Genomic DNA, 12,951 nt, shown 5'->3' on the forward strand with positions numbered 1-12,951 from the left:
CCTGCACCGGGCGCCCGGTCGTCAGTTTCTCCGCAAAGTCCTCTTGAACATTGAGCGTGACAATCCGTTCGTCATTCGTTGCCATGCCTGTCTCCCGTAGCGACAATTATTGCCCAAAGCAGCCGTTCAAGCACGGAACGATTCGAATAGCTGCCTTTGTGCTCCCAAGGGTGGGGTTAAATAGATCACCAAAAGGCCCAGGTTCGCTTTCGCCTTTTCTTCTCTATGATACATCGGGGGGCGTAAAGTGCTCGAACCTGCTCTGGACTGTTGAAGATTTGGGCCGCGACGCGCCAGCCGAACGTCGTCCTTTCGTCCTCGGGAAGTGGCGTATCAGATTACCCACCCCTTCATAAGCTCAACGGCAACGCTATGATGTTGAAGACCACCCGAGGCAACAATCTGTGTTGCATATAGCAGATTCCGTGTGCCTTTCAGGATCGAGGGAAAGCCGTGCCGGATATACAACTTGCTGAGAAAAAGACGGTTCTCCAGATTCTTGAGAGTTTCAAGGGCACCGGGCCACTGCGTGAGCTGCTGGCGCAGCTCAACTACGATCCCCTGAACGAGCCAGTGTCGCGTAAGGAATGGCCGGAGCCAGCGCAGGTCGCCCTCGCCCAAGATCCCAGGCTCTACGGCAGAGCGGCGGGCGAGTTCTATGTCGTCTATGCCCAGCTCGCTGCTGAAAAGCTCAAGTTGACGGATGAGCGTACCGTCATTCCTCAGCTCCTCAAGCAATACCCCTACGCCCTGTTCGTCTTCTCAGACAAGACGCAAACCAACTTCCACTTCGTCAACGTTAAGTGGGAGAACAACCAGAAGCGTCGCCTCTACCGCCGCATCACGATTGGCCCGCAGGAGCGGATGCGTACAGCCGCAGAACGTCTGTCCATGCTCGACATCCAGACGATTGACGCCGGCCTGTTCGGCGTCACGGCGCAAAACATCCAAGACCGGCATGACGAGGCCTTCGATGTGGCTAAGGTCTCCAAGTCCTTCTTCGACGAGTACAAGCGCGTCTTCGAGGTCATGCGCGATGCCGTCAAGGGCTTCGGCACCAGTGATGAGGAGCAGGATCGCCGCCACCTCTTTACTCAACGCCTCTTCAATCGCCTCATGTTCCTGCGCTTCATTCAAAAGAAAGGATGGCTGACCATTGACGGCAGCACGGACTATCTCGCCGCGCTCTGGGCATCGCACGGCAAACTAAAACAGGACGGTAAGAACTTCTACACCGACAGACTGCGGCTCCTATTTGCCGCTCTGAACAATGAGCGCGCTGGGATTGTTCTCCAGGGCGGAGGTGGCGCGGTTGAGGCGACAATCGGCAAGGTGAAATACCTAAACGGAGGTCTCTTCGAGGAAACCGACGAAGACAAAGATTCCAAGGTGCGCATTACAGACGACCCCTTCAAACAGATATTTGATAAGGCGGACGGCCTCTTCGAGGCGTTCAACTTCACCATCACCGAGAGTACCCCTCTCGATGTTGAAATCGCCGTTGACCCGGAGATGCTTGGGAAAATCTTTGAGGAACTTGTGACCGGAAGGCATGATAGCGGCAGCTATTACACGCCGAAACCCGTTGTCAGCTTTATGTGCCGCGAAGCGCTAAAGGGATATTTGGCGAAGAGCGTATCGGCAGAACAGAGTAGTGCGTTAGAGAGATTCGTTGATCGGCATGAGCCAGATGACATACATGATGCTGAGGCCGTCCTAAACGCACTGCGGACTGTGACGGTATGCGATCCGGCTTGTGGGTCTGGAGCATATTTACTTGGCATGATGCATGAGTTGTTAGATCTTCGCCAATGCCTCTTTCAGACCCGACATGTGGACCAAAAGACGATGTACCAGCGGAAGCTAGACATCATCCAAACAAACATCTACGGGGTAGACATCGCAGAGTTCGCCGTCAACATTGCACGCCTCAGATTATGGCTTTCGCTTGCGGTCGACTTCGATGGTCCAGCTCCCGAACCCCTTCCAAACCTTGATTACAAAATTGAGGTGGGAGACAGCATTAGTTCGCCGAGTCCAAAAGCATTGCAGATGGGTCTCCAGCAGCCTCTCGTCGACCAGTTTCTCGAACTAAAACGCAAGTACCTCGTTGCGCATCATGCGGAAAAGCAAACCCTCCGGTCTCAAGTTGAAACCCTACGACATGACATCATGGTCTTCAGCAATCGCAAGACCGAAGGTTTTGATTGGGTCATTGACTTTGCAGAGGTCTTTGTTGAAGGTGGCTTCAGCATCGTATTGGCCAATCCTCCGTATGTTCGGCTTCAGGAGTTATCGAGGGTGTCACCAGAGCTACTTCCTCACCTAAAGAAGAATTTCATCTCTGCCAAGAAGGGCAACTACGATCTTTACGTCGTGTTTGTCGAAAGGGGCTTGCAACTTCTAAAGCCCCTTGGCGAGTTTGCATACATTCTTCCTCACAAGTTCTTCAATGCTCAGTACGGCGAGCCACTTCGAGGGCTTCTGTCGGACGGTCGCCACCTTCAACACATCGTCCATTTTGGAGACTTGCAGGTTTTCTCTGCAGCTACGAGCTATGTGTGCCTTCTGTTTTTATCAAAGAAGCCTGTTGATGAATGCAAATGGGAGACAGTAGCGGATATTGAGAAGTGGAGTGCTTTAGGCCACGGCATTTCGACCCAGATTGCCTATTCAAGGTTTTCCAGTCAACCGTGGAACTTCGATATATCTGCTAGCGCAAGTCTCTTTGAGCGTCTGCAATCAATGCCCGACAAACTGGCAAGCGTTGCCGCCGGGATGGCTCAAGGATTGAGAACGAGTGCGAACGAGGTATATGTTCTGCGAGTTCTAAATCAGAATCGCGTAAAGGTTACGGCGAGTTCTAAGGAACTTGAACGCGAAGTAACCCTCGAAAAGAAAGCCACGCAACGGTTTCTCCAAGGTCGAAATATTAGGCCATATGAAATCGAAGCCACAGAGAAAATTGTAATCGTCCCATATAGCGTCGATTCGAGAGGTATCGAGCTCATCAGTCCGGCCCGCTACAAAGAATTATTTCCGAAGACCTGGGCTTACTTGAAAGAGAACAAGGCTGTTCTTTGCCAGCGCGAGGATGGGAAGATGGATAGACCAGATTGGTACGCGTATGTCTATCCTAAGAACATAGACCTGATGTCACGTCCGAAATTATTGGTACCCGATATTGCCGCTAGAGCGTCTTTCGCATACGACGAGCATGGGACTTTCGCGTTCGGCGGAGGCTATGGCATCACATTACGACAATCAGTTGAGGAGTCACCAAAATATTTCTTGGCTCTGCTCAACAGCAGTCTTCTTGACTTCTATTGGCGACGGATCAGTACACCTCTTAGAGGTGGTTTTTTTCGCTACTTCACCCAATTTCTCTCTGAGCTTCCGATTCGCCGCATCGATATGAACTCTGCGTCGGAACGGAAGGAACACGACTCGTTGGTCTCACTCGCAGACCGCTTGATCGAAGCAAAGGCCACGCATGACAACGCCGATACAAGCGAACTTGAGGAAGAAGTGAACGAAATAGTATTTCGCTTGTATAGCCTGACCCCTTCGGAAGTTGCCCAACTAAGGAACTCGACTTCGGTGCTGACCGAGGTGGGAGCATAATGCCAAACCACGACATCATCGACAACCGCAACGCCAAGCTCGTCGATAGCATTACGACGATGCTCGGTCAGACCGAGCTTGCACGTTTCGCCGTAGGATACTTCTTCGTCTCCGGCCTTGAGAGCATATCGAAACAACTTGGCCATGTGAAGGAACTGAAGCTGCTGATTGGCAGCACCACGAACTCTCGGACGTTGGAGCAGATGGCCGAAGGACATCGCCGGTTGAGTCTGGTACATGAAGAACTCGAAGAGGACAACTACCGGAAGAAATCCGACAAGCAAGCGATGGCTGCGGTGACTGCGGAGAACGTCCGTTCTGCTATCGAGCTGATGGACCAAACCGACATCGCGGAGGAGACCGTTCACGTCCTCGTTCGCATGATCGAGGAGAAGCGGCTCAAGGTTCGTGTCTACACCAAAGGCAGGATGCACGCTAAGGCCTACATCTTCACCTACGGAGACACCTTCAACCTGCTGGGGCATCCGATCGAGAAGCACGAGAAAGGCATTGCGGTTGTCGGCTCTTCCAATCTTTCGCTTGCTGGAATCTCCCACAACACGGAGCTGAACGTCGTCGTGAGCGGCAATAACAATCACGATGAGCTTTGCTCTTGGTTCGATACGCTTTGGGAGGAGTCGCAAGACTTTGACGAATCCCTGATGGACGAGATGAAACAGAGTTGGGCTCTCGCAGCCGCAACGCCCTACGACATCTACATGAAGACGCTGTACTCGCTGGTGAAGACCCGGCTAGAGGAAGCGGCCCCCGGCAATCTGCTGTGGGATGACGATATCTTCCGCAAACTGACAGATTTTCAGCAAGACGCGGTACGCCAGGCTACCGCGATGATTCGTAGGAATAGAGGCGTCTTCGTGGCCGATGTTGTTGGGCTTGGCAAGAGTTTTATCGGTGCTGCCATCGTCAAACATTTCGAGCGAACAGAACGTAGGCGCGCCGTCATTCTATGTCCCGCGACGCTCGTACAAATGTGGGAGCGATACAGCCACGACTACGACCTAAACGCTCAAGTCGTGTCTATGGGAATGTTGACCTCAGGCGAGGACGGAGAGAACTTCCTCCTCGACGACGATATCTACGCAGACCGCGATTTTTTGCTCATAGACGAAAGCCATAATCTGCGTAATGTTGGCACTCAACGATATCGCCTGGTGTCCGACTACATGGCCGGCGACCCCAATCGTCGGTGTTGCTTATTGACTGCTACGCCACGAAACCGAACCGCATGGGATGTCTTCAACCAAATCAAGCTCTTTCATCCAACGGACAAGACGGATCTTCCAATAGACCCACCAGACCTCCGTCGCTTCTTTGCCATGATTGAGAAGCAGGAGCGAAATCTTCCAGACCTTCTCACCCATGTCCTAATCCGTCGAACGCGCAACTTTGTTCTGCGTTACTACGGTTTCGACTCGGGAACGAACGAGCGGGTCGATGCCGCAAACTTCGCGCCCTATCTTAAGGGGCAGCGGCGCGCTTATGTCAAGGTGAACGGGAAGAATCAGTTCTTTCCGCGCCGTGAGCTTCAAACAGTCGAATACAGCATCGAGAAGACCTATCAAGGCCTCTATCAGGAGCTTCGCGCCCATCTCGGCAAGCCGAGGAAGGAGAAGAGCAAGCTACCGAAGAACTATGACAGTGAGTTGACCTATGCTCGATATGGCCTCTTCCGCTATGTGAAGGATTCCGCAGCGAGTCGAGAGCCCTACAAAAATCTCAAATCCACTGGGCCTAACTTGCGCGGTCTTGCCCGCGTGCTCCTCTTCAAGCGATTCGAGTCGAGCGTGGAAGCCTTTCGTAAGACAGTCGGGCGATTTCTCGAAAGCAACCGTCGATTCTTAATGGCTCTCGAAGCGGGCATGGTTCCCGCTGGAGAACTAGCCCAGTCGATGCTCTACCAGACAGACGATTATGAGGAACAGGACTTCATGGATGCGCTGCAGGAAGCATCCGAGAAGTATTTGCCAGTAGACTTCCATTTCGATCTCCTCAAACAACACGTAGCGCATGATATCAAGGTGCTAGAAGAGGTGCTGGCTAAGGTTCAACCAATTACACCTGAGCATGATGCGAAACTTCAGAAGCTGCTTGCCTTGTTGCCAGAGGCTACCCTCAACAGTGGAAAAAGACTAATTTTTACTCAGTATGCCGACACAGCGGACTATCTATTCGAGCACTTAAACAGCAAGGGCCGGGCCGATGTAGACGTAATCACCGGAAGCACCTCCAAGAGCAAGTTCCGTTTAGTGGGAAGATTTTCTCCTCTTGCGAACCCGGACTATAAGCCACCGTCAGGCGAGTCCGAACTAAACACCGTGATTGCGACAGACGTGCTATCCGAAGGCCTGAATATGCAGGATTGCGACACGATCATCAACTATGACTTGCATTGGAATCCACTTCGTCTCATTCAGCGATTTGGTCGAATTGACCGTATCGGCAGTACGCATGACAAGGTTTATGGTCTCAACTTCCTGCCTGAGTTGGGGATCGAGCAGAATCTGGGGCTACGCCAACGCCTAGAGCGTCGAATTGCCGAAATCCAAGAGACTATCGGTGAGGATTCAGCCATCTTGGACCCGACGGAACGAGTCAACGAAGAAGCGATGTACGCGATTTACGACAACCAGCCCGCCAATCTGGATTTATTCGAGTCGGATGAGCCGATGGGACTCGGAGAAGCTGAAGGTGTCCTGCGTCAACTACGGGCAGAAAATCCCGCAGAGTTTGAACGAATTGCTGCTTTGCGCGATGGCATTCGCTCAGGCATGAACTCTCTTCATCCAGGAATGTTCGTTCTGTGCCAAGCAGGAGATTTCCAGCAGCTCTTCTTCGTTGACTCGCAGGGGCAGATCGAGACGAGAGATGCTTCTACGATCCTTGGACGGCTCAAATGTACACCCTCTGAGCCAGCCTTGCCGTTACCCACCGAGTACAACTCTTCGATCATGAAGGTCTATGAACTGTTCGCGGGGGAGGTAGCGCACCGCAAGACTTCGCTTGACCACAGCACATCTCAGAGCGTGGGGCAACGATACATCAGTCAAGAGTTGAAGGCATTTGTAACTACCTTCGATGAAGATGAGCCCCGGCGAACCGACGTTGCGATATTGCAGCGAGCTTATAACTCAAATTCTCTAACGGCAGCAGTACAGACTGAGTTGAGGCGGGTTCGAAATCACAAACTCACGGGCGACGCGCTCTTTGCTCGACTTAGAAGCATCTACGACCAACATCGTCTCAGTCAGCAGCAGGAACAAGTCCGTAGCGACCGTCAGGTCACTGTACCGCACATAGTCTGCAGCGAATTCTTGGCATAAAGTGGAATATCAAACAGGAGCGAAATGAAATCGGAAACGATAACGGTACGGACACTCTTCGAGAATCGCCGCCAGTATTGCGTCCCGTTTTATCAAAGAGCATACGTTTGGACGTTAGAGGATCAATGGGAGCAACTCTGGGACGACATCCGCGAAAAAGCAGACGCACGCCTAGCAAATCAAAAAGCCACACCACATTTCCTCGGCGCCGTCGTTCTTGAGCCGCAGCCGAGGGTGGGACTGGTTGGGGTTGATGTTCTGCACATCATCGACGGACAACAGCGGCTCACCACGCTGCAATTCGTGTTAGCGTCAATCTTATTGACGCTCAAGAGCCCGGAAGATGATACGTATATTGGCATTGTCAAAGCCTGTTTTGAGAATGGAAATCCTCAATCCATGCGAGATCCGGCGGTAGAGATTTTCAAGGTATGGCCGACATTTCGTGATCGCGACAATTACAAGCTAGCGCTCGCTGCTCCAAATCTTGATGAACTGCGAGCACGCTTTCCAGCACATTTCACAAGAACAGCCGAGTTGAGGAAAATTGGTTCAGATCATCCGACTGCTCTTGCGGCACTTTGGTACTTCAGTCGAGCCTTCACTACTTGGCTGACTGCCGATTTAGAACATGTTTCTGCCCACGTTGACGCTCTTGTCAATGCCGTACTTCACGACCTCAAGGTCGTCTCGATCATCTTGGACCCCGAAGATGATGCGCAGATCATCTTCGAGACGTTGAATGGGCGTGGCGCTCAGCTACATGCGACCGATCTCATACGGAACTATTTATTTATGCGGGCGGATGAGGATAAGGCAGATCCCGAGTCTCTCTATGACACGCTCTGGTCACCCTTTGAAACGGAATATTGGGCGACAGAGCAACGGCGCGGTCGATTGAAAAAACCGCGCCTAGAGTGGCTAATCCATACTGCTTTGCAAGCAGAACTTCACGAGGAAGTTGATCTCTCAAGACTCTATTTCGAATACCGCAAGTATGCAGTCCAGGGCGGTGTGCCACTCACCGCTGAAAGACAACTCTTGACTCTGACTGAGTATGCGAAGCACTACAAGGAACTGATTGGCGGAACAGGCACTACTCCCATTGCACGATTTGGAAGAAGAATCAGCCCATACGACATTACAACCCTTTACCCGCTAGCTCTTATGATATCGTCGTCAGCGCTCCCCGATGACGCAAAGACGGAGATGTTTAATGATCTCGTTTCCTACCTTGTAAGACGTGCGGTCTGTAACTTGACATTCAAGAACTACAACAATGTGTTTTTGACGACCTTGCGTCAGCTCTATGGCGATGGAGTGACACCGCAGGGACTTCGACGAGTTTTAGGTGGACTTTCCGGGGAGGCCTCCCGCTGGCCTTTGGACGGCGAGTTCCGCAGTGCTTGTCTGACCGCTCCGCTATATCACGGACGGCTTGATGCACCCAAGGTTCGCTCGATTCTGACAGAACTCGAAGGACATCTGAGGTCTACAGTTCATAGCGAGGAGCCAACGCTCCCGGATCTCAGCGAACTCGATATCGACCATATACTGCCTCGTTCCTGGTTTGAGCATTGGCCCTTACCCAAGATCTCTGCTGAGCCAAATCAAGAGGCGACGAACGCGCCGCTTGCTTCGTCATCCGAAGCTGCGAATGTTGAGCTGCTCGTTCAAGTGGGTGAGCCCCTGAATGAAAGACAACGGTCTATAAGCGATCGCCAGGATTCGGTCAACCGACTGGGCAATCTGACGCTACTGAACCTTAGCGTCAATCGCGCAGCGCAGAACTACGCATTCAAGAGCAAGAGAGACCTCCTCATTGCAAACACGAATCTAAGACTTAATATTCCGCTGATACTCTTTGAATCTTGGGATGAAGAAGCCATCAAGGTGCGGGGTGGACTTCTGGCTGACGCCGCACTGATTGTTTGGCCGGGTCCTCGACCCTAGAACCGCGAAAGTTCTTTGACTATGCAGCCTCGTAGTGAATTGTCAGGCCCCAGTTTAACTTTAGGGGAATCCGAGCCTTCTTCGGAGGTCATATGTTTCTCGAAACCGTAGGGTTGAAGAACTTCAGGTCCTTTGAGGACGAGCAGATTTGTTTCTCCGATGATTTGACGATTCTTGTCGGTGAGAACAATGGCGGCAAAAGCAATGCCATTGATGCAATTCGTCTTATTACTACGCCCTTGAGCGGACGCCGAGAAATTTATTGCGAGTCTACCGATGTACGGTTTGGCAGCACGGATCGAAAGTTCGAGCTCGATGCAACCTTTGCTTCCCTCAATATTTCTCAACAGGGACGGCTGATTTCCGCTGTCACCGATCACTCGCTCAATAAGGCTGTCTTCGGAATCACCTACGACGAGACTAGGAGGAGCCATCCTGTTCGCCCGACTAGCTGGGCCGGGCACCTTAAGTCGTCACCAGAGGCTGGCTGTCAGGAGTGCATTCGTCACGTCTATCTGCCGCCACTACGTGACGCAAAGCGTGCGCTTGCCTCCGGGAACCCAACGCGCATCTATTCGCTGCTCAGGCATTTCCTCGGTGAAGATGACCCTCAACAACTGGCAGACCGGCTCAAGCGCAACACGGATGAAAAGATTCTCAAAGATATCGGTGGGGCCGTCGATATAGGTCTGACCGCCTTAACCGCGGGCGTTCGCCGTCAGTCGGCATCGCTTGGCTTTAGTACGGATGAGGCTTTGATAGACATCGCGCGAGACCTCCGTTTCAAGCTTGCCGACCATGGCATTGAACCTGAGGATTTACGCTACACAGGCCACGGCTATGCGAATTTGTTGTACATGGCGACCATTGCCGTCGAGTTGGAAAAAGTGAATGATACTGACCTTACGCTCTTCCTCGTGGAGGAGCCGGAAGCCCATCTTCATCCGCAGCTCCAGGCTGCTGTGTTGTGCTTTCTTGAGGAACAAGCCGAAAAGTCAAAGGTCGTGCTTCCAGGATACTTGGGACCAGCCGGGCAGTTACAAGTGATTGTCGCAACCCATTCCCCGAACCTCTCGGCTTGGGTTTCCAGCAAGAACATTGTCTTCTTCCGATCCGTTGTCACAGTGTCTAGGAATGCCGTTCCCATACCTCCACCGACAGAGGCCGAAGTCACGTTGCTCGCTTCAGCGATCGCCGAGGCGAACACGGATATACCGATTGCTACGATGACGGAAGGTATAGGGGAGCTTGTGAGCAGTCCAATCGGAGACGAAGAGGATTCGGGACAAGCTGCTGGGTTCGTGGAAGATGCTGTGGACCCGGTGGTGGAACCGTCTTTGCCGCCACCCCTATCCCGTCGTTCAACGCGGTGTATCCCGCTCAAAAAATTGGCATTGCCCGATTTTGAGCGCCGCAAGGTGGACCGCTATCTGGACGTAACAAAGTCTGCCTTTCTTTTCGGTGGTAGAGTTTTGTTGGTCGAAGGCATCGCCGAGACGCTGTTGCTTCCGGTTATTGCCAAGAAGTACGTTCTCGCCGGAAAGCCAGAAAAGCTCCGACTCTTCCGCAGTGCTGTCTTCGTCCCAATAGACGGCGTGGATTTCGAATGCTATCAGCGCCTACTCCTCACACCATATAACGATATTCGCATCGCTGATCAGGTTGTCGTGGTGACAGACGGTGACCGGAAGAGCGAAGCGCCAGGTGTAGCGTCAGCCGGTCAACTCCGCAAGATAGCTCTGGATACCGTGGCGACAGAACTTGTTGCCACGGAGCTATTTCGTGCCGTTATAAATACCTACTCTCTTGAAACCGAGCTTGTCAGCGCGGGCAATGGCGAACTCTTGAAGCAGGTTTACCTCAAGCTTCATCCCAGATCAGAGACTAAGTGGGATACCGCTGCCGCCCTGTCTGGCGACGCCCAAGCAGCTTCTATCCAAGGCTTGTTTGAGGACACGCGGAAGGGCGATTTTGCGCACCTTCTGGCTGAAGCCATCAACAGTGCCGCAACCTTCGTCGTTCCTGCTTACATCCGCGAAGCGATTGAGGCGCTTGTGCAATGAGCGTCAGACCGTTTGTTCCCACTCTTGAACAGAAGAGCGTAATTGAACATTGCGGAAACGCTTTTATTTCTGCCTGTCCCGGCGCAGGCAAGACGCAAGTGCTTGTAGAGCGAGCACGCAAGGAATTGAAGAACACAGCATCCGGGCAGGGTCTGGCCTTCCTGTCATTTACGAACGCCGCAATTTCGGAACTCAAACGCAGACTCCAACTAGAGGCATTGCTGCTGTCGCCCCCCTTTCCTCACTACGTTGGTACTTTTGACACCTTCATCTGGCAATTCTTTATTGCGCCATTGGGTGTTCCGGGTCACACCATAGCGCCACAGCTCATTCCTGATATGGACGCGCGGTGCGTCAAAGCCTATCCGGGCGCACAAGGTATCCCCCTCTCATGCTTCGACCGCACGACTGGCGCGATTATCGCGGACAAGGCCAAGCAGGAGGGCTTCGATCCAGCGAATAAGACGGCACGATTGATAACGCAATATGAGGAGGTTGCGCGGCAATGTCGCGCGCGTTTCATGGCGCGAGGGGAGCTGGGTTTCAGTGATGTTCGAACTGTCGTCAAGGAACATCTCTCCAATGTTCCTCTTTCAGCGAAACTGTCTGTAGCACTGGCGGCCCGCTTCCGCGAAATCATCGTTGACGAGGCTCAAGACTGTAACCCTGCCGACATCGAAATCATCAATTGGCTTCGTCGGGCTGGCATCGTCACAAAGGTGATTTGCGATCCCCACCAATCCATTTACGAGTTTCGGGGTGGCGTTACCGATCAACTCTTCGCGCTCCGTGACAGCTTCGGCGCGAGTGAACGCCTGACGATGAGCGGAAATTTCCGGTCGAACGCTAACATCTGCAAGGCCATCGCCGCGTTCCGCGCTCCAGCAGATCAGCAAGCTATCGACCAGCCTTTAGGTAGAGCGGCAAACGACCCAACCCACATTCATGTCCTCTTGTACTCCGGCACGTCTGTTCCTCTCACTATCGGGCGAAAATTTGAAGAATTATTGCGGACTGCTAGTCTGAGTCCCGCAGATTGCCCGGTGGTCTCGTCCACGAAGGACAGCGCTTGTAAAGCCATTGGACAGACTGTTGATCCGTCGAGTCAGGATCGAACTCTCCGGCTGGCGCTCGCCGTCGCGAGCTTTCATATTGGGCAAGAGGTCAACGCCCGCAAAATGGCGATGGAGGCCATGCACAAAATCATTCTGGAGTTGGAAGGACATCTTGGCGAGAAGACCTATTCGCAGCACGTCACAGCGGAAGGTTTGAAGCCGGAAGATTGGCGCCCTTGCGTGTTGCAAGTTCTGCAATGTCTTCGGTTCGACCCGGCAACTGACTCCAGCGCCGACACATGGCTTACACGCGCTAAAACGCTTCTTACCCCGCACCTCGCGGCTGGAGGGTCGTCCATCGCTCAAATGCTGCGCCGACACCAGGATTTGGCAGCCGTGTTTACCGCGACACCCGTGGCGAGTCTGACCGCGAAGACGATTCATTCCGTGAAGGGAATGCAATTTCCGGGAATTTGCGTCATTCTGACCACGAAGACAGCGAAGAGCCTCATCGACTATCTGACGACCGGCCAGCCCCCAGAGATGGCCGAAAGCGCACGGAAATTGTATGTAGCTGCATCTAGGGCGGAACGATTGCTGGTGATTGCCGTTCCGAGAAGTCAGGGAAGTCGGTTGGCAGCTCACATCAGCAACACAAGTGCCCAAGTGACGCAGATCACTTTGACTTGAGTCATTGGTAAACAGTTTCCAAACTCTGCACCGATCTCCTGAGCTTCGCCGGCATCACGAGTTGCGATTTGGAAGCACAAGCTAGAGCACAAGCGCCAACATTGAAGGTAAGGCGAAGCGTCAGCCAAACTGCTAACCGTTTTTCTCCGCAGGGCAGAGAAGGCGTAGTCGGAAAGCCGATCGTCGAAACGGAGCGTCATATTCTGTCCGCCTGACGGACCTAAA

General features: G+C 52.8%; 5 protein-coding genes. All 5 read left to right on the forward strand.

Translation table 11 applies throughout. The features are described 5' to 3' along the window. The first annotated feature begins 453 nt into the window (after window positions 1–453). Window positions 454–3,624 carry an Eco57I restriction-modification methylase domain-containing protein gene (locus tag CHB87_RS06065; protein WP_089407544.1) on the forward strand — a complete coding sequence of 1,057 codons (3,171 nt, stop codon included), beginning with the start codon at window positions 454–456 and terminating at the stop codon, window positions 3,622–3,624. Continuing rightward, window positions 3,624–6,965: a helicase-related protein gene (locus CHB87_RS06070; protein ID WP_089407545.1), complete on the forward strand. Its 3,342-nt coding sequence runs from the start codon at window positions 3,624–3,626 to the stop codon at window positions 6,963–6,965. The genes CHB87_RS06065 and CHB87_RS06070 overlap by 1 nt, the downstream gene beginning before the upstream one ends. 24 nt (window positions 6,966–6,989) lie before the next feature. Beyond that, window positions 6,990–8,918, forward strand: coding sequence for a DUF262 domain-containing protein (locus tag CHB87_RS06075; RefSeq protein WP_089407546.1), 1,929 nt, complete (start codon window positions 6,990–6,992; stop codon window positions 8,916–8,918). 92 nt (window positions 8,919–9,010) lie between these two features. Beyond that, window positions 9,011–10,981, forward strand: a complete 1,971-nt coding sequence (locus tag CHB87_RS06080) for an ATP-dependent nuclease (RefSeq protein WP_089407547.1) — start codon at window positions 9,011–9,013, stop codon at window positions 10,979–10,981. Further along, a complete protein-coding gene (locus tag CHB87_RS06085) occupies window positions 10,978–12,726 on the forward strand; it encodes a UvrD-helicase domain-containing protein (protein ID WP_089407548.1) in 1,749 nt (582 codons plus the stop codon). Before CHB87_RS06080 ends, CHB87_RS06085 begins: the two co-directional genes overlap by 4 nt. Window positions 12,727–12,951: the final 225 nt, after the last annotated feature.

The organism is Granulicella rosea (assembly GCF_900188085.1).
GTDB lineage: Bacteria > Acidobacteriota > Terriglobia > Terriglobales > Acidobacteriaceae > Edaphobacter > Edaphobacter rosea.